Here is a 17,798-nt window from a genome sequence, read left to right as displayed (position 1 = left end):
GGCCCGTTGGTACTGGCGGGTCGGGTTGCTGGCCGGCCGGGGGCCCGCCCCGCCACACCCGTGCGCGGGGGGGGCGCCGCTCGGGGGGGGGGGGGGCGGGGAGCTTTCGCGCTCCGCGCCACCCCTGCGCCGTTCGGTCGAGCCGTCTCAGCCGGACGTCCCGCTGCTGGCCAGTGCCTCGGAGAGCTCCTTGGCGGCCTGCTGAAGCATCGGCACGATCCGCTCGGTGGCCGCCTCTGTCACCCGGCCCGCCGGACCCGAGATCGAGATCGCGGCCGAGGTGGGCGAGTTGGGTACCGAGACCGCGAGGCAGCGCACCCCTATCTCCTGCTCGTTGTCGTCCACCGCGTAACCGGCCCTGCGGACCTGGTCCAGCGCGTCCAGGAAGCCGTCGGGGGTGGTGATCGTCTTCTCGGTGGCGGCCGGCATTCCGGTGCGCGCGAGCAACGCCCGTACCTCGTCCGGCGGGGTGTGCGCGAGCAGTGCCTTGCCGACGCCGGTGGAGTGCGGCAGCACCCGCCGGCCCACCTCGGTGAACATGCGCATCGAGTGCTTGGACGGCACCTGCGCCACGTACACGATCTCGTCGCCGTCGAGCAGCGCCATGTTCGCGGTCTCGCCGGTCTCCTCGACCAGCCGCGCGAGATACGGGCGGGCCCAGGTGCCCAGCAGCCGTGAGGCGGACTCGCCGAGCCGGATCAGCCGCGGGCCGAGCGCATAGCGCCGGTTGGGCTGTTGGCGTACGTATCCGCAGACCACGAGCGTGCGCATCAGCCGGTGAATGGTGGGCAGTGGCAGTCCGCTGCTCGCGGAGAGCTCACTCAGACCGACCTCGCCCCCCGCGTCGGCCATCCGCTCCAGCAGATCGAAGGCGCGCTCGAGGGACTGCACACCCCCGCTGGATCCGGCGGGCTTGGAGTCGGATGTGCTGGCGTGGGACGGCGGCACGTCAACGGTCCTTTCGAAGCGGAAGAGCAAGGCAGCAGCCTACCGGGCGCTTCCCGATCGGCCCACTGTTCCAGGGCGGCGTCCTGGCCGGTCAGGGCCCGTATGTCCGGTGGCCCGGCGGTTCCGCGACACCGCGTCCGGCTTATTCTACGTTCCGCTCTGTGAAATTAGTCTTTTGCTTTGTGGAAATCTCTAGTCGACGCCCTGGGTGGTCCGCTGGGTGTCCGACGCGGAGAATGGGGTCTTGACGGGTCGCTTCCGCGAGTGAAGACTCCTTCAACAGTTCGTTGAATTTTTGGAGTGGGGAGTCACGGGTGTCCGGTACGGACGTGAAGCTGGTTCTGCGCTCGACGCGCGTCGTCACCCCCGGGGGGACACGGCCCGCGGCGGTCGCCGTCGCCGGCGGGAAGATCGACGCCGTCCTGGCGTACGACGCGGAGGTGCCCGCGGGCGCCCGGCTGGAGGACTTCGGGGACGACGTCCTGCTGCCCGGCCTGGTGGACACCCACGTCCATGTGAACGACCCCGGCCGCACCGCGTGGGAGGGCTTCCACACCGCCACCCGGGCCGCCGCGGCCGGCGGGATCACCACCCTGCTCGACATGCCGCTCAACTCCCTCCCGCCCACCACCACCGTCGAGCACCTGCGCGTCAAGCAGCGGGTGGCCGCCCCCAAGGCGCACATCGACACCGGTTTCTGGGGCGGCGCGATCCCGTCCAACGTGAAGGACCTGCGCCCGCTGTACGAGGCCGGGGTCTTCGGCTTCAAGTGCTTCCTGTCGCCCTCCGGTGTGGAGGAGTTCCCCGAGCTGGACCAGGAGCAGCTGGCCCGGTCCATGGCGGAGATCGCCGGTTTCGGCGGGCTCCTGATCGTGCACGCGGAGGACCCGCACCACCTGGCGTCCGCACCGCAGCGCGGCGGCCCCGCCTACGCCGACTTCCTCGCCTCCCGGCCGCGCGACGCCGAGAACACCGCGATCGAGGGGCTGATCGCCCAGGCCAGGCGGCTGAACGCCCGTGTCCACGTGCTGCACCTGTCCTCCAGTGACGCACTGCCGCTGATCGCCGCCGCCAGGCGCGAGGGCGTACGCGTCACGGTCGAGTCCTGCCCGCACTTCCTCACCCTCACCGCGGAGGAGGTCCCGGACGGCGCGACCGAGTTCAAGTGCTGCCCGCCCATCCGTGAGGCGGCCAACCAGGACGCGCTGTGGGAGGGGCTCGCCGACGGCACCATCGACTGCATCGTCTCCGACCACTCGCCCTGCACCACCGACCTCAAGACGCCGGACTTCGCCTCGGCGTGGGGCGGCATCTCCTCCCTCCAGCTCGGACTGCCCGCCATCTGGACCGAGGCCCGCAGGCGCGGGCACTCGCTCGACGACGTCGCCCGCTGGATGTCGGCGGCGCCCGCCGAACTGGCCGGGCTGCGCGACAAGGGCGCGATCGAGGCCGGCCGCGACGCCGACTTCGCCGTCCTCGCACCCGACGCCACCTTCACCGTCGACCCGGCCGAGCTGTTCCACCGCAACCAGGTCACCGCGTACGCCGGCCGGACCCTGCACGGTGTCGTCAGGTCCACCTGGCTGCGCGGCGTACGGATCGCTTCGGACGGCATCCTGGCCGAGCCCACCGGCCGCCTCCTCGAACGGAGCCGCTGAAGGGCGACCCGGCCGGCGGACCCGCCGGCCGGCCGGCCGGACCCCTCCGGAACCTGTCCGTATTCGGGGGATACGGTAGGGATGTGGGGCCCGGACCGGGTCGCCGTACGTCCCGAGCAGGAGTTGTCATGATCTTCATCGCCGTCAGGTTCACCGTCCGCAGCGCCGACCGCGAAAAGTGGCTTCCGGCGGTCGAGGACTTCACCCTCGCCACCCGGCAGGAGCCGGGCAACGTGTTCTTCGACTGGTCGTGCAGCGTCGAGAATCCGGACCAGTTCGTGCTGCTGGAGGCGTTCGCGTCCGCAGAGGCGGGCGCGGCCCATGTGAAGTCCGAGCACTTCGCCGCGGCCATGGACCGGATGGCGGACCTGGTGGCGGAGACGCCCGAGATCATCAACGTCGAGGTGCCGGGAGAGGGCTGGTCCCGGATGGCGGAGCTTCAGCCGCGCACGCGCTGAGCGGCCTGCCGCCGCGCCGTTCAGAACTCCTCGTGCGTCTCGGGGTCCCCGCCGAACCGCTCCCGCGGTCCCGACGAGATGCGGGCCAGCTCGTCCGCCGTCAGCTCGAAGCCGAAGAGGTCCAGGTTCTCGCGCTGCCGTCCAGGGTCGGCGGACTTCGGGACCGGTACCGCCCCGAGCTGGGTGTGCCAGCGCAGGACCGCCTGCCCCGGCGTCACACCGTGCGCCCCGGCGATTTCGACGAGCCCGGGATCGGCCAGCAGATCGCGGCCCCGGCCCAGCGGGCTCCAGCTCTCCGTGACGATGCCCTTGGCGGCGTGCACGGCCCGCAGTTCCTCCTGCGGCAGCCGCGGATGCATCTCGATCTGGTTGACGGCGGGCAGCACCCCCGTCTCCGCTTCCAGCCGGGCGAGGTGGTCCGCGGTGAAGTTGGACACCCCGATCGACCGTACGAGGCCCTCTTCGCGGAGCCGGATCATCGCCTTCCAGGTGTCCACGTACAGATCGACGCGGGGCAGCGGCCAGTGGATGAGGTAGAGGTCCACGTAGGAGAGGCCGAGGTTGCTCCGGGACTCCTCGAACGAGGCCAGCGTCTTCTCGTACCCCTGGTGGCGGCCCGGCACCTTGGTGGTGACGAAGACGTCCTCCCTGGGTACACCGCTGCGGGCGATCCCGCGCCCGGTGCCGGTCTCGTTGCCGTAGTTCAGCGCGGTGTCGACGAGCCGGTAGCCGAGCCCCAGGGCTCCGGCGACGGCCTGTTCCGCCGCGTCGTCGTCCAGCGGCCAGGTGCCGAGTCCGACGGCGGGAACGGTACGGCCGTCGTTCAGGTCGTGCACCGGGGTCTCGGACATGGTCTTTCCTCTCGCCGACGGCTGCCTGCCCTGCCCGGCCAGCCTAGGCCGGACAGGGACGAGGGGCAGCGCGGGGAGGGGCGGCCTACCGGCCCCGGCCCGCCTCGCGGTGCAACTGGGCGATGACCTCGTCCACCCGGCTCCGCTCGTAGCCGCGGCGGACCAGCTCGAAGCCCACGGCCTCCGCCGGCGGCGAGCCGCTGCGGAGCCGGGTGATGTAGGCGTCGACCTGATCGCGGTCGTATCCGCGCCGGGCGATACGGAATCCGAACTCCTCGTGCAGCGGTGGTTCGTAGCCCCCGCGTGACGCGCCGAACATGGGTGCCCCCTCCGGACGGAAATGGTCCGTCCCAGCCTGGCACGGACCTCAGGCGGCGTGGCCACCGTCCACCAGGATCTCCGCGCCGGTGATGTACGCGGCCTCGTCGCCGGCCAAGTAGGCGATGAGCGCGGCCACTTCACCGGCCGTGCCGAACCGGTCCAGTGCGGTCGCGGCGCGCTGCCCGGCGGCGAACGGGCCGTCGGCCGGGTTGAGGTCGGTGTCCACCGGTCCTGGCTGGACCAGATTGACGGTGATCCCGCGCGGGCCGAGCTCGCGGGCGAGCGGTTTGGTGAGTCCCGACAGTGCCGACTTGCTCATCGCGTAGAGCGTGCCGCCCGGCCCGCCCGCGAACCGGCTCAGGGCCGTCCCCAGGGAGATGATGCGGCCGCCGCGCTCCATCACCCCGGCCGCGGCCCGGCAGGCCAGGAAGACGGCCCGGACGTTGACGGCGAGCACCCGGTCGACATCGGCGGTGGTGAGGGTGCTGATGGGGCCGAGAACGCCGATGCCCGCGTTGTTGACCAGGATGTCGAGCCGGCCGAAGGTCTCCGCCGTCCGGTGCACCGCCGCCGGGACGGCCGCCGGGTCCGCCGAGTCGGCGCGCAGGGCGACCGCGCGGCGGCCGCACGCCTCGATCTTCCGCACGGTCTCCTGGGCGGCGGCTCCGTCCCTGGCGTAGGTCAGTGCCACATCGGCGCCGTCCCTGGCGAGCCGCAGGGCGGTCGCCGCGCCGATGCCGCGGCTGCCGCCGGTGACGAGAGCGACTCGGTTCGAGCTGGTGCTGCTGGTGCTGTTCATCAGGGGTCCTGTCCGTTGCCGGTGGCGCCGCCGGTTGGCTGACAAGGACCAGGAAAGTGCTTCGGCGGACCGGGCACCGGCGGTAAACGGACGCCCACTCCGCTACGGCGGCCGGGGGCCGGCCGATGAGTTGCGGCCGGCCCGGGGGTCGTAACAGATGGAAGCGGAATCCGCGGGCATTGCCGAAGGAGCAGGATCATGGCGAAACTGACCCTCATCACCTTTCTGACGCTGGACGGCGTCATGCAGGCCCCCGGCGGCCCCGAGGAGGACCCGAGCGGAGGTTTCGCGTACGGCGGCTGGCAGGCCCCGGTCACGGACGAGGGCCTGGGGCGGTTCATCACGGAGGTGTTCGACCGCTCGGCGGCCTTCCTGCTGGGCAGGCGTACCTACGAGATCTTCGCGGGGTACTGGCCGGGCATCACCGACCCCGGCAACGCGATCGCCTCCCGGCTCAACCGGTATCCCAAGTACGTCGTCTCGACCACGCTGGAGAAGGCCGACTGGGAGCACACCACCGTGATCTCCACCGATGTCGCCGCGGAGGTCGCCCGGATCAAGGAGCGCACGCGAGGGGGCGAGGTGCAGATCTGGGGCAGTGGCGAGCTCGCCCGGTCCCTGATGGCGCACGGCCTGATCGACGAGTACAACCTGCTCGTCCACCCGGTCGTGCTCGGCGGCGGCAGGCGGCTGTTCACGGACGGCGGACCGCCGACCGCGTTCGAGCTGACCGGTTCCCGCATGACCCCCAACGGCATCGCGATCAACACCTACCGGCCCACCGGTCCGGCCTCGTTCGGTTCCGTCGGGGACGGTACGTGAGCGGCCGGCGCCGTCAACCGCTGTGCGGCGGGCGCCACATCCGGCCGGGTGCGGGGCGTCTGCCGTCGGACCGGTCCCGGGGATCGCCATTCCAGGAGGGTGGCCGGTACCGTGATCGCTCCGCGTGCGAGCCAGTGAGGTCTCCACACCACGCCTGTGGAGAACCAGGAGATCCGGGTGTCCTCAGTCGCCCTGCCCGCCCTCGCACCGCCGCGCCGGGCGTGGCTCACCGATCTGCCCGTGCTGCTGGTCGCGGTGGTCTGGGGTTCCAGCTATCTGGCCGCGAAGGACATCACCACGGCGCAGACCGTCATCGCCGTGCTCGTGCTCAGATTCGCCGTCGTGCTGCCCGCCCTGGTGGTCGTCGGACGGCGCCGGCTGTCGGCGCTGAGCGCGGCCCAGTGGCGGGGCGCGGGGCTGCTGGGCCTGGTGCTCAGCGGGATCTTCCTGGTGGAGACGTACGGCATCGTGCACACCTCGGCGACCAACGCCGGGCTCATCATCAGCCTCACCATGATCTTCACCCCGCTCGCCGAGGCCGCGGTGACCCGCGTCCGGCCGACCGGGACCTTTCTCGCCGCCGCCGCGCTCTCCGTGGCCGGCGTGGTGCTGCTGACCCAGGGCGGCGGTTTCACCAGCCCCTCCGCGGGCGATCTGCTGATGCTCGTCGCCGCCCTCGCCCGCACCCTGCACGTCCTGCTGATGGCACGCATCAAGTCCGTCCGGTCGGCGGACTCGCTGTCGCTGACGACTGTCCAGCTCGGCAGTGCGGTCGCCGTCTTCGCGCTGCTGGCCGCCGTCCCCGGAACCGGCGAGTCGCCCTGGTCGGTCGCCGCCGGATTCGGTGTCCGTGAGTGGGGCGGACTGCTCTTCCTGTCGGTCTTCTGCACGCTCTTCGCGTTCTTCGTGCAGATGTGGTCCGTACGCCGCACCTCGCCGTCCCGGGTCAGCCTGCTGCTCGGTACGGAACCCCTCTGGGCCGCCGCCGTCGGCATCGCCATCGGCGGCGAACGCCTCGGCCTCCCCGGAGTGGCGGGCGCGGTCCTGGTGCTGGCGGGTACGGCCTGGGGCCGACGCAGCATGGCCGCGACCGCTTCCTGACCGTGCCGCCCCGGCACGCGGGCGCCTACTCCTTGATCGCGTCCGACGCGATCATGACGGCGACCCCCGTCACCACCAGCACGATGCTGACGAACAGCGAGTACCCGCCGATGAACGGCAGCCGCTGCACCAGACCGAAGAGATGGAACCAGCCGAACCATTCGTGGAGCAGCCCCGCCGCACCCTGGACGAAGACCAGGAAGCCGACCGTCTCGCAGATTTTCTTCATGGCAGCGAGCCTGGCGGGCCGGACACCGCCGCCGCGTCGGCCGGTTGTCTGCGCTGCCCGGCCGAAAGTCTTCCCTTCCGCGACTTTGGTCGCCTCCTGGGTCCCGAGCGCCGGAAGCCGCGAATCCACTGCGTAGCTTTGTCGATATGACGCGCACGGAGTACCCCTGGCTGCAGCCCTCGGCGATGGCCGACCCCGAGCTGCCCGGGGACCGGGACGCCCGTTCGCGCCGTACCGTCCGCGACTGGATCGTCGACATCATGGCGTTCCTCTGCGCGGCGGGCCTCGGGCTGGCGACCATCGCCACGATCGAGGCCGACCCCACCACCTCCGAGGGCGTCGTCTTCGTCGACTCGCTGGTCGGCGCCGCGGCCTGCTGCACCCTGTGGTTCCGGCGGCGCTGGCCGGTCGGGCTCGCGGTGGCGATGACGCTGCTGTCCATCGTGGAGCCCGTCGCGGCCGGAGCGCTGCTGGTGTCCCTGTTCAGCGTGGCCGTGCACCGGCCGTTCCGCCCGGTCGCCCTCGTCGGCGCGGGCGCCCTGGCCATCGCCCCGATCCAGCCCTACCTGCGCCCGGACCCGGGCACCTCGTTCGTCGCGTCCACGATCATCGGGGTGCTGCTGATCCTCCTGGTGCTCAGCTGGGGCATGGTCGTACGGTCCAGACGCCAGCTCGTCGTCACCCTGCGCGAGCGCGCCCGGCGCGCCGAGACCGAGGCCGGACTCCGCGCCGAACAGGCCCAGCGGCTGGCCCGCGAGGACATCGCCCGCGAGATGCACGACGTCCTCGCCCACCGGCTGACCCTGCTCAGCGTCCACGCCGGAGCCCTGGAGTTCCGGCCCGACGCACCCCCGGCCGAAGTGGCCCGCGCCGCCGGAGTCATCCGGGACAGCGCGCACGAGGCGCTCCAGGACCTCCGCGAGATCATCGGGGTGCTGCGCAGCCCCCGCGACAGCGAGGGCGACCGGCCGCAGCCCACCCTCGCCACCCTGGACGCCCTGATCGCCGAATCCCGCCTGGCCGGGATGAAGGTCGCCCTCGACAACCACCTCGACGACCCGGCCGCGGCGCCCGCCGCCACCGGCCGCACCGTCTACCGCATCGCCCAGGAGGGCCTGACCAACGCCCGCAAGCACGCACCCGGCGCCGAGGTCACCGTCACGGTCAGCGGCGGCCCCGGGCAGGGCATCACCGTCGAGGTGCGCAACCCCGCCCCCACCGAACCCTTTGAGCAGGTGCCCGGATCCGGCCAGGGACTCATCGGCCTGACCGAACGGGCCACCCTCGCCGGGGGCCGTCTCGACCACGGACCGGAGCCGGGCGGCGGGTTCGGGGTCCGGGCCTGGCTACCGTGGCCCTCATGACCACACCGACTCCCACTCCTCCCGCGGCCCGGCCCGTCCGGCTGCTCATCGTCGACGACGACCCGCTCGTACGGGCCGGGCTCACCCTGATGCTCGGCGGCGCCGACGACATCGACATCGTGGGGGAGGGGGCCGACGGCAGCGAGGCGGCCGGACTCGTCGAACGGCTCGGGCCGGACGTGGTCCTGATGGACATCCGGATGCCCGTCATGGACGGGCTGACCGCCACCGAGGTGCTGCGCGGCCGCCCGGACGCACCCGAGATCATCGTCCTGACCACGTTCCACGCCGACGAACAGGTGCTGCGCGCGATCCGTGCCGGGGCGGCCGGCTTCGTACTCAAGGACACCCCGCCCGCGCAGATCGTCGACTCCGTGCGCCGCGTGGCGGCCGGTGACCCGGTTCTCTCGCCCGCCGTCACCCGCCAGCTCATGGCCCGCGCCGCCGGCCCCGGCCGGGAGGAGAGGGCGGACCGGGTGCAACGGGCCCGCAGGCTGCTCGCGTTGCTCGCCGACCGGGAACGCGAGGTGGCCGTCGCCGTCGGGCACGGCCGCTCCAACGCCGAGATCGCCGCGGCGCTCTACCTGAGCGTGGCCACCGTGAAGACCCAGGTGTCGCGGATTCTCGCCAAGTTCGACTTCAACAACCGCGTCCAGATCGCCCTGCTGGTCCACGACGCGGGCCTCCTGGACGACGGTGACGGACACGGCCTGTCCTGAACCCTTCGCCGGGGCCGGGACCGGCGGCATACCCTGAACCGGCCGGTCCTGGCGGTCGGCCAAGGACCAGACCGGGAGGGGCGGGCCCATGTCCGATGTCGACGCGGATCTCCGAGGGGTCGCGGACTTCACCGCGAATCCGTACCCGTACTACGCGAAGATGCGTGCCGCGGGCCCGGTGCACGCGGTCCGCACCGACGACTTCGACCGGGTGTGGCTCGTCGTCGGGTACGACGAGGGGCGCGCGGTCCTGGCCGACCAGCGGTTCGCCAAGGACTGGCGGACGCTGCCCGGCCAGACGGGCACGGGCGACCCGATCAACGCCAACATGCTGGAGATGGACGCACCCGACCACACCCGGCTGCGCAAGCTGGTCGCGCGGGAGTTCACCGCCCGCCGGATCGAGGCGCTGCGGCCCCGCGTGCAGCAGATCACCGACGGACTGCTCGACGCGATGCACCCCGCCGGGCAGGCGGATCTCCTCGACGCCCTCGCCTTCCCGCTGCCCATGACCGTCATCTGCGAACTCATCGGCGTGCCCGACCTGGACCGGGACGCCTTTCGCAAGCTGTCGAACAGTGTGGTCTCTCCGGCCGGCGCGCAGGAGGAGGGCGACGCGGTCCGCGCCATGGGCGCCTACCTCACCGAGCTGATCGAGGGCAAGCGCCGCTCGGCGGGCGACGACCTGCTGAGCGCCCTGATCGCCGCGCGGGACGAGGAGGGCGACGCGCTCTCGCCCGACGAACTGGTCGGCATGGCCTTCCTGTTGCTCGTTGCGGGCCATGAGACGACGGTCAACCTGATCTCCAACGGGGTGCGCGCCCTGCTCGATCACCCGGATCAACTGGCCGCCCTGCGTGCCGACCTGGGGCTGATCGACGGAGCCGTCGAGGAGATGCTCCGCTACGACGGGCCGGTGGAGACCGCCACCTTCCGGTTCGCCCGGGAGGCCGTCACGATCGGCTCCGCCGCCATCGCGGCCGGTGATCCGGTCCTGGTCGCCCTGGCGGGCGGCGGCCGCGACCCCGGCCGGTACCCGGATCCGGACCGCTTCGACATCCGTCGCGACGCACAGGGGCACCTGGCCTTCGGCCACGGGACGCACTTCTGCATGGGCGCGCCGCTGGCCCGGATGGAGGGCCGCATCGCGATCCGGTCGCTGCTGGAGCGGTGCCCCGGACTCGAACTCGACCCGGAGGCCGGCGAGCCCGACTGGCTGCCCGGGATGTTGATCCGCGGGGTGCGACGGCTCCCCGTGCGCTGGTGAGACAGAGAGGAACGTCATGACCGTACTGGACCTGGAGATGGCCCAGAAGGTGCTCGACAGCCAGCCGTTCAGCGGGCTCGTCGGCGCACGGATCACCGAGTTCGGCGGGGGCGCGGCCACGCTGGAGATCGACGGCCGCGAGGAACTCCAGCAGCAGAACGGTTTCCTGCACGGCGGGGTGCTCGCCTACGCCGCCGACAACGCGCTCACCTTCGCCGCCGGAACCACACTCGGCCCGGCCGTGCTGACCGGCGGCTTCTCGATCCAGTACCTGCGGCCCGCCATCGGCGCCGCACTCGTCGCGCGGGCGGCCGTCGTCCACACCGGCCGGCGGCAGGCGGTGGCGCGCTGCGATCTGTTCGCCGTGGGCGAGGACGGCGCGGAGACCCTCTGCGCGGTCGCCCAGGGCACCGTGCTGAGCGCCACGTCATCCTGAAGGAGCCTGACATGACGACTGAAGCGATGGTCGACCTCGGGGCGCTCGGTGAGCGGTACGTCCGCGATCCGTACCCCGTGTACGCGGAGTTACGGGCCCGGGGTCCCGTGCACCGGATCCGTATCCCGGAGGGCACACCCGGCTGGCTCGTCGTCGGGTACGAGGAGGGCCGCGCCGCGCTCGCGGACCAGCGGCTCTCCAAGCAGTGGAGCAGTGCCTCGCCCGCCCTCGGCGTGAGCCAGGTCGCCGCGGGGACGTCCATGCTCAGCACGGACGCACCCGTGCACACCCGGCTGCGCAAGCTGGTCGCGCGGGAGTTCACCCAGCGCCGGATGCAGCAACTCGTCCCGCGCGTGCGGCAGATGACGGACGAGCTGCTCGACACGATGCTGGCGGGGCCCGGCCGCGGCACCGATCTCGTCGAGTCGCTGGCGTTCCCGCTGCCGATGTCCGTCATCTGTGAACTGCTCGGGGTGCCCTTCCTGGACCGCCAGGCCTTCCGGGCCTGGTCCAACATCGCCGTGTCGTCCATCGACGCCGCGGAGCGCCGGACGGCGACCGCCGAGATGTCCGGCTTCCTGGCCGGACTCCTCGACGCCAAGCGCGAACGGCCCGGCGACGACCTGATGAGCGCGCTGATCCACACGGCCGACGAGGAGGGCGACCGGCTCTCCGCCGAAGAACTGATGGGCATGGCCTGGCTGTTGCTCGTCGCCGGCCACGAGACCACGGTCAACCTCATCTCCAACGGGGTGCTCGCCCTGCTCACCCACCCGGAGCAGCTCGCGGCGCTGCGGGCGGACCCCGCCCTCATCGACAACGCGGTGGAGGAGACGCTCCGCTACGCGGGCCCGATCGAGACACCCACCTACCGCTTCACCACCTGCCCGCTCGACATCGGCGGCACGGTGATCCCGGGCGGCGGCGAGCTGGTCCTGATCGCGGTGGCCGACGCCAACCGCGACCCGGACCGCTACCCGGACGCGGACCGGTTCGACATCACCAGGGACGCCCGGGGACACGTCGCCTTCGGGCACGGAATCCACTACTGCCTGGGTGCGCCGCTGGCCCGCATCGAGGCGGCGCTGGCGATCGGATCACTGCTGGAGCGCTGCCCCGGGCTGGCACTGGACGCGGATCCGGACACACTGACCTGGCGTACGGGGATGCTCATACGGGGACCGGAGGGACTGCCGGTCAGGTGGTGAGGGCCCGCCGCTCACCTCGTGCGCGGCCGCCCTCAGCCCCCGGGGATCTCCGACAGCTCCACCGGCCGGTGCTCCCGGCGCGAGACCTCGCACGCCTCCGCGATCCGCAGGGCGTGCAGGGCCTCCCGGCCGTCGCACGGATTGGCCGCCTCGCCCCGCACCAGCCGGACGAAGGCGTCGAGTTCGGCCTCGTACGCCGGGGCGAAGCGCTCCAGGAACCCCGGCCAGGGCTTGGCGGGGGCGGCGGGGCCCTGCGGCTCGGCGGAGGTGAGCGGGGTGCGGTCGTCCAGGCCGACCGCGATCTGGTCCCGCTCACCGGCGAGCTCCATCCGTACGTCGTACCCGGCGCCGTTGCAGCGGGTCGCCGTCGCCGTGACGAGGGTGCCGTCGTCGAGGGTCAGCAGCGCGGCCGCGGTGTCCACGTCGCCGGCCTCGCGGAACATCGGCGGCCCGCCGTCCGAGCCGGTGGCGTACACCCGCGTCACCTCACGGCCCGTCACCCAGCGCACCATGTCGAAGTCATGGATCAGGCAGTCCCGGTACAGCCCGCCGGAGAGCGGCAGGTAGGCCGCGGGCGGCGGCGCCGGATCGGAGGTCACCGTCCGGACGGTGTGCAGCCGGCCCAGCGCCCCGCCGCGCACGGCGGCGCGCGCCGCCGTGTACCCCGCGTCGAACCGGCGCATGAACCCCAGCTGGAGCACGCTCCCCGCCTCCCGCGTCTCGCGCAGCGCGTCCAGCGTGCCCGCCAGGTCGAGGGCGACGGGCTTCTCGCAGAACGCGGGCAGTCCGGCCCGCGCGGCCCGGCCGATCAGCTCGGCGTGCGCGGCGGTGGCGGAGGCGATCACCACGGCGTCCACGCCCGCGCCGAACACCTCCCCGGCGGAGCCGACGGCGCCCGCTCCGGTGCGGCGCGCGACCCCGGCCGCGCGGGTGGGGTCGGTGTCCGTCACCACCAGGGCGTCCACCGAGGGGTGGCGGGACAGCACGCCCGCGTGGAAGGAGCCGATCCGGCCGGTGCCGATGAGTCCGATGCGCATGGACCCAACGTGCCGGTCACCGGCAACGCTGTCAACTATATGTCCTGACAAAGTAGGTTCTGTGTCCGAATGCGGCCGCTGCCGCGACCGGGAAATCCCGCACCCACCCGCCACTCCTTCGATTTCCGCCTCCCCGCACGGTGACAGCGCCCCGCGACTTCCGTACGGTGTCGGAGGCTTCCCGGCTTCTCGTACGGTGACGACGGCGGCACGCGGCCGCCCCGGCCCGACACACGCGCCACGCCCTGCCGGGCGACGGCGGCGACGCCTCGGGGATACTTGCCCAGCCGGACCGGGACCGTACGGGCCCCGGCTCCACCAGCAGCACAACGAGCAGCACGAGAAGGGCACGGAGTCGTGGCAAGGGTTCGGACAGGGGTACGTGCGATGGGTGCCGTGCTTGCGGCGGTGCTCGGGGCCTCCCTCATGGGATGCAGCAGCACCGGTGGCAAGCGGGCGGAGGACCGGGCGGCGCAGGCCGCCGCCGAGGGCCGGTCCGCGGTGAACACGCCCCGCTGGACCTTCGCCATGGTCACCCACTCGGGCGACGGCGACACCTTCTGGGACATCGTCCAGAAGGGCGCCAAGATGGCGGCCGGCAAGGACAACATCAACTTCCTGTACTCGCACAACGACGAGGCGCAGCAGCAGGCCCAGCTCGTCCAGGCCGCCATCGACAAGAAGGTCGACGGGCTGATCGTCACGCTCGCCAAGCCCGACGCCATGAAGGACGTCGTCGCCAAGGCCACCCGGGCCGGCATCCCGGTGATCACGGTGAACTCGGGCTCCGCGGAGTCCAAGCAGTACGGCGCGCTCACCCACATCGGCCAGGACGAGTCCATCGCCGGCGAGGCCGTCGGCGACGAGCTCAACCAGCGCGGCCGCAAGAAGGCCCTGTGCATCCTGCACGAACAGGGCAACGTCGGCCATGAGCAGCGCTGCGCCGGAGCGAAGAAGACCTTCGACGGCCAGCTGCAGAACCTGTACGTCGAGGGCACCAACATGCCGGACGTCCAGGCCTCCATCGAGGCGAAGCTCCAGGCCGACAAGGACATCGACGCGGTCGTCACCCTCGGCGCGCCGTTCGCGGACGCCGCCGTCAAGGCGAAGCAGACCGCGGGCAGCAAGGCCGAGATCGACACCTTCGACCTGAACGCCAAGGTCGCCGCCGAGCTCAAGGCCAAGACCCTCGGCTTCGCCGTCGACCAGCAGCCCTACCTCCAGGGGTACGAGGCCGTCGACCTGCTCTGGCTCTACCGGTACAACCGCAACGTCCTCGGCGGCGGCCGGCCGGTCCTCACCGGCCCGCAGATCATCACCTCCAAGGACGCCGCCCAGCTCGCCGAGTACGCCGACCGGGGAACCCGATGACCGCGGCACCCGGGCAGCCCGCCCCCGCCGGGGCCGACGAGCGGCTGCTGCGCACCTCACCGCTGCGCAGGCTCCTCGGCCGCCCCGAGCTCGGCTCGGTCGTCGGCGCCCTGGCCGTCTTCCTCTTCTTCGCGATCGTCGCCGACAGCTTCCTGCGCGCCACCAGCTTCGGCACGGTGCTCTACGCGGCCTCCACCATCGGGATCATGGCGGCTCCGGTCGCGCTGCTGATGATCGGCGGCGAGTTCGACCTCTCGGCCGGTGTGATGGTCACCAGCTCGGCACTGGTCTCGTCGATGTTCAGCTACCAGATGACGGCCAACGTCTGGGTCGGCGTCTTCGTGTCGCTGCTGGTCACCCTGGCCTTCGGCGCGTTCAACGGCTTCATGCTGACGCGTACGAAACTGCCCAGCTTCATCATCACGCTCGGCACCTTCCTGATGCTGACCGGACTGAACCTCGGCTTCACCAAGCTGATCAGCGGGACCGTGTCGACGAAGACCATCGGCAACATGGAGGGCTTCGACTCGGCCCGCAAGCTCTTCGCCTCGCACTGGACCGTCGGCGGCGTCGAGCTCAAGGTGACCATCCTGTGGTGGGCCGTCCTCGTCGCTGTCGCGACCTGGATCCTGCTCCGCACCCGCTTCGGCAACTGGATCTACGCCGTCGGCGGCGGCGCCGACGCGGCCCGCGCGGTCGGCGTCCCGGTGATCCGCACGAAGATCGGGCTCTACCTCGGCGTGGCCTTCGCCGCCTGGGTCTCCGGGCAGCACCTGCTGTTCAGCTACGACGTGGTCCAGTCCGGCGAGGGCGTCGGCAACGAACTGATCTACATCATCGCGGCCGTCATCGGCGGCTGCCTGATCACCGGCGGCTACGGCTCCGCGATCGGCTCGGCGATCGGCGCCGTCATCTTCGGCATGACCAGCAAGGGCATCGTGTACGCGGAGTGGAACCCGGACTGGTTCAAATTCTTCCTCGGAGCCATGCTGCTCCTGGCCACCCTGCTCAACGCATGGGTACGCAAGCGCGCGGAGGCGACGAAATGACGGCCCCCCAGGCAGCGAACGGGCCGGCGGACACCGACCGGCGGGCGCTGGTCGAGCTCGACCACGTCAGCAAGTTCTACGGCAACATCAAGGCGCTCCAGGACGTCTCGCTGGAGGTGCGGGCGGGCGAGATCTCCTGCGTCCTCGGCGACAACGGCGCCGGCAAGTCCACCCTCATCAAGATCATCTCGGGGCTGCACCGGCACGACGCCGGAACCTTCCTCATCGACGGCGAGGAGACCACCCTCGCCAACCCGCGCGACGCCCTGGACCGGGGCATCGCCACGGTCTACCAGGATCTCGCCGTCGTCCCCCTGATGCCGGTCTGGCGGAACTTCTTCCTCGGCTCCGAGCCCACGACCGGCGCGGGCCCCTTCAAGCGCCTCGACGTACGGCTGATGCGCGAGACGACCCGCTCCGCGCTGCTGCGGATGGGGATCGACCTGCGCGACGTCGACCAGCCCATCGGCACGCTGTCCGGCGGCGAGCGCCAGTGCGTGGCCATCGCGCGGGCGGTCCACTTCGGTGCCAAGGTGCTCGTCCTGGACGAGCCGACCGCGGCGCTCGGCGTCAAGCAGTCCGGCGTCGTCCTCAAGTACGTCGCGGCCGCCAGGGACGCCGGGCTGGGCGTGGTCCTCATCACGCACAACCCGCACCACGCGTACCTCGTCGGTGACCGCTTCGTGCTGCTCAAGCGGGGTGCCATGGCCGGCAGCCACACCAGGGGCGACATCACGCTCGACGAGCTCACCCGCCAGATGGCGGGCGGCAGCGAGCTGGAGGAGCTCAGCCACGAGCTGGAACGCACCCCCGGCCCGGACCTGCGCGGCGGGGGTCCGGCGGACGGCGACACCGCGTAGCTCCAGCGCCCGGTCACCCCGTCCGGCGGCCCCGCCCGCCCGGCAGTGGCAGAATCGGGGCCGACGGGCGCCGTCCGCCGCCGGGATCACCTCGAACCCGGCCACTCCAGACCCCCCAGGGACGATGAGCACGTACCGCGACTTCACACACCGCGGCTCCGCCCGCGCCACCGTCCTGCGGACCGTCGGCACCCGGGAGCGGCGCTCGCACCTCACCGCGCCTCGGGTCCCCACCGTCGGCATCGACATCGGGGGGACGAAGGTGATGGCCGGTGTCGTCGACGCCGACGGCAACATCCTGGAGACCCTGCGCACCGAGACGCCGGACAAGTCCAAGAGCCCCAAGGTCGTCGAGGACACCATCGTCGAGCTGGTCCTGGACCTCTCCGACCGGCACGACGTGCACGCGGTGGGCATCGGCGCGGCCGGCTGGGTCGACGCGGACCGCTCCAAGGTGCTGTTCGCCCCGCACCTCGCCTGGCGCGACGAACCCCTGCGCGACGCCATCGCCTCCCGGCTGGTCGTCCCGGTCATGGTCGACAACGACGCCAACACCGCCGCCTGGGCCGAATGGCGCTTCGGCGCGGGGCGCGGCGAGGACCACCTCGTCATGATCACCCTCGGTACGGGCATCGGCGGCGCGATCCTGGAGGACGGTCAGGTCAAGCGCGGCAAGTACGGCGTCGCGGGTGAGTTCGGCCACATGCAGGTGGTGCCCGGCGGCCACCGCTGCCCCTGCGGCAACCGCGGCTGCTGGGAGCAGTACAGCTCCGGGAACGCCCTCGTCCGGGAGGCCAGGGAGCTGGCCGCGGCGGACTCCCCGGTGGCCCACGGACTCATCGAGCGGGTCAACGGCAACATCCCCGACATCACCGGACCGCTCATCACCGAACTGGCCCGCGAGGGCGATGCGATGTGCATCGAGCTCCTCCAGGACATCGGCCAGTGGCTCGGCGTCGGCATCGCGAATCTGGCCGCCGCGCTCGACCCCTCCTGCTTCGTCATCGGAGGCGGTGTCAGCGCCGCCGACGACCTGCTGATCGGACCGGCCAGGGACGCCTTCAAACGCCACCTCACCGGCCGCGGCTACCGCCCAGAGGCGCGGATCGCGAAGGCGCAGCTCGGCCCAGAGGCGGGTATGGTCGGCGCCGCCGACCTCGCCAGACTGGTGGCCCGCAGGTTCCGCCGTACCAACCGCCGCCGCGTCGAGCGGTACGAGCGGTACGCGCAGATCTACGACCAGGCGGCGAGCACCATCCGTAATACGCGCAACACCCGCACTTCCTAGGGATTCCCACAC

General features: G+C 71.9%; 19 protein-coding genes. 13 read left to right on the top strand and 6 right to left on the bottom strand.

The genetic code is table 11. The annotated features are described in order from the left end of the window. Positions 1 to 147: 147 nt before the first annotated feature. Positions 148 to 948 (bottom strand): IclR family transcriptional regulator, encoded by an 801-nt coding sequence (locus tag ACIQM0_RS16065; RefSeq protein WP_363020841.1) that lies wholly within the window; start codon positions 946 to 948, stop codon positions 148 to 150. 314 nt (positions 949 to 1,262) lie between these two features. Between ACIQM0_RS16065 and allB the strand changes: the two genes are divergently transcribed. Beyond that, the gene (gene allB, locus ACIQM0_RS16060; RefSeq protein WP_401286598.1) at positions 1,263 to 2,606 is read left to right on the top strand and encodes an allantoinase AllB; all 1,344 of its coding nucleotides are present in this window, start codon (positions 1,263 to 1,265) and stop codon (positions 2,604 to 2,606) included. 128 nt (positions 2,607 to 2,734) lie between these two features. Beyond that, a complete protein-coding gene (locus ACIQM0_RS16055; protein ID WP_401286595.1) occupies positions 2,735 to 3,064 on the top strand; it encodes a putative quinol monooxygenase in 330 nt (109 codons plus the stop codon). A gap of 20 nt (positions 3,065 to 3,084) precedes the next feature. Here ACIQM0_RS16055 and ACIQM0_RS16050 read toward each other — a convergent pair whose 3' ends face one another. The 3 genes from ACIQM0_RS16050 to ACIQM0_RS16040 all read right to left on the bottom strand — a co-directional run bounded on the left by ACIQM0_RS16050 (position 3,085) and on the right by ACIQM0_RS16040 (position 5,035). Continuing rightward, positions 3,085 to 3,915, bottom strand: coding sequence for an aldo/keto reductase (locus ACIQM0_RS16050; RefSeq protein WP_401286591.1), 831 nt, complete (start codon positions 3,913 to 3,915; stop codon positions 3,085 to 3,087). Between the two features lie 85 nt (positions 3,916 to 4,000). After that, complete coding sequence (locus ACIQM0_RS16045) at positions 4,001 to 4,234, bottom strand: DivIVA domain-containing protein (RefSeq protein ID WP_363020837.1); 234 nt, start codon at positions 4,232 to 4,234, stop codon at positions 4,001 to 4,003. 48 nt (positions 4,235 to 4,282) lie between these two features. Further along, a complete protein-coding gene (locus ACIQM0_RS16040) occupies positions 4,283 to 5,035 on the bottom strand; it encodes an SDR family oxidoreductase (RefSeq protein ID WP_401286588.1) in 753 nt (250 codons plus the stop codon). Positions 5,036 to 5,233: 198 nt separating this feature from the next. Here ACIQM0_RS16040 and ACIQM0_RS16035 point away from each other — a divergent pair, with 198 nt between their 5' ends. Together ACIQM0_RS16035 and ACIQM0_RS16030 are read left to right on the top strand one after the other, a co-directional pair. Next, a complete protein-coding gene (locus tag ACIQM0_RS16035) occupies positions 5,234 to 5,857 on the top strand; it encodes a dihydrofolate reductase family protein (RefSeq protein WP_401286585.1) in 624 nt (207 codons plus the stop codon). Positions 5,858 to 6,034: 177 nt separating this feature from the next. Then, positions 6,035 to 6,958 (top strand): DMT family transporter, encoded by a 924-nt coding sequence (locus tag ACIQM0_RS16030; protein ID WP_401286581.1) that lies wholly within the window; start codon positions 6,035 to 6,037, stop codon positions 6,956 to 6,958. A 25-nt stretch (positions 6,959 to 6,983) separates the two neighbouring features. Here the strand turns inward: ACIQM0_RS16030 and ACIQM0_RS16025 are convergent, their stop codons facing one another. Further along, a complete protein-coding gene (locus ACIQM0_RS16025; RefSeq protein WP_401286579.1) occupies positions 6,984 to 7,187 on the bottom strand; it encodes a hypothetical protein in 204 nt (67 codons plus the stop codon). A 146-nt stretch (positions 7,188 to 7,333) separates the two neighbouring features. Between ACIQM0_RS16025 and ACIQM0_RS16020 the strand changes: the two genes are divergently transcribed. The 5 genes from ACIQM0_RS16020 (at position 7,334) to ACIQM0_RS16000 (ending at position 12,181) form a co-directional block, all read left to right on the top strand. Continuing rightward, positions 7,334 to 8,551: a sensor histidine kinase gene (locus ACIQM0_RS16020; protein WP_401286577.1), complete on the top strand. Its 1,218-nt coding sequence runs from the start codon at positions 7,334 to 7,336 to the stop codon at positions 8,549 to 8,551. After that, positions 8,548 to 9,270, top strand: coding sequence for a response regulator (locus ACIQM0_RS16015; RefSeq protein WP_401286574.1), 723 nt, complete (start codon positions 8,548 to 8,550; stop codon positions 9,268 to 9,270). The genes ACIQM0_RS16020 and ACIQM0_RS16015 overlap by 4 nt, the downstream gene beginning before the upstream one ends. 88 nt (positions 9,271 to 9,358) lie before the next feature. Further along, complete coding sequence (locus tag ACIQM0_RS16010; protein ID WP_401286571.1) at positions 9,359 to 10,537, top strand: cytochrome P450; 1,179 nt, start codon at positions 9,359 to 9,361, stop codon at positions 10,535 to 10,537. A gap of 16 nt (positions 10,538 to 10,553) precedes the next feature. Continuing rightward, on the top strand, positions 10,554 to 10,973 hold the full coding sequence (locus ACIQM0_RS16005; RefSeq protein WP_401286568.1) for a PaaI family thioesterase: 420 nt from the start codon (positions 10,554 to 10,556) through the stop codon (positions 10,971 to 10,973). 11 nt (positions 10,974 to 10,984) lie between these two features. Continuing rightward, positions 10,985 to 12,181, top strand: a complete 1,197-nt coding sequence (locus ACIQM0_RS16000) for a cytochrome P450 (protein ID WP_401286565.1) — start codon at positions 10,985 to 10,987, stop codon at positions 12,179 to 12,181. A 32-nt stretch (positions 12,182 to 12,213) separates the two neighbouring features. Here the strand turns inward: ACIQM0_RS16000 and ACIQM0_RS15995 are convergent, their stop codons facing one another. Beyond that, positions 12,214 to 13,218, bottom strand: coding sequence for a Gfo/Idh/MocA family oxidoreductase (locus ACIQM0_RS15995; RefSeq protein WP_401286562.1), 1,005 nt, complete (start codon positions 13,216 to 13,218; stop codon positions 12,214 to 12,216). A 387-nt stretch (positions 13,219 to 13,605) separates the two neighbouring features. On the opposite strand from ACIQM0_RS15995, the gene ACIQM0_RS15990 reads away from it, so the two are divergent. From ACIQM0_RS15990 to ACIQM0_RS15975, 4 genes are all read left to right on the top strand, one after another. Beyond that, positions 13,606 to 14,589 (top strand): sugar ABC transporter substrate-binding protein, encoded by a 984-nt coding sequence (locus ACIQM0_RS15990; RefSeq protein WP_401286560.1) that lies wholly within the window; start codon positions 13,606 to 13,608, stop codon positions 14,587 to 14,589. Next, positions 14,586 to 15,638 carry an ABC transporter permease gene (locus ACIQM0_RS15985; protein ID WP_401286559.1) on the top strand — a complete coding sequence of 351 codons (1,053 nt, stop codon included), beginning with the start codon at positions 14,586 to 14,588 and terminating at the stop codon, positions 15,636 to 15,638. The genes ACIQM0_RS15990 and ACIQM0_RS15985 overlap by 4 nt, the downstream gene beginning before the upstream one ends. After that, the gene (locus ACIQM0_RS15980; protein WP_401286557.1) at positions 15,635 to 16,498 is read left to right on the top strand and encodes an ATP-binding cassette domain-containing protein; all 864 of its coding nucleotides are present in this window, start codon (positions 15,635 to 15,637) and stop codon (positions 16,496 to 16,498) included. The genes ACIQM0_RS15985 and ACIQM0_RS15980 overlap by 4 nt, the downstream gene beginning before the upstream one ends. A gap of 124 nt (positions 16,499 to 16,622) precedes the next feature. After that, the gene (locus ACIQM0_RS15975) at positions 16,623 to 17,786 is read left to right on the top strand and encodes an ROK family glucokinase (RefSeq protein ID WP_363020824.1); all 1,164 of its coding nucleotides are present in this window, start codon (positions 16,623 to 16,625) and stop codon (positions 17,784 to 17,786) included. Positions 17,787 to 17,798 lie beyond the last annotated feature (12 nt).

The sequence above is a fragment of the Streptomyces sp. NPDC091387 genome, assembly GCF_044756945.1.
In the GTDB taxonomy this organism is placed as follows: domain Bacteria; phylum Actinomycetota; class Actinomycetes; order Streptomycetales; family Streptomycetaceae; genus Streptomyces.
The sequence above is the reverse complement of the archived record's forward strand: the minus strand, read 5'-3'. Positions and strand labels throughout refer to the sequence as shown.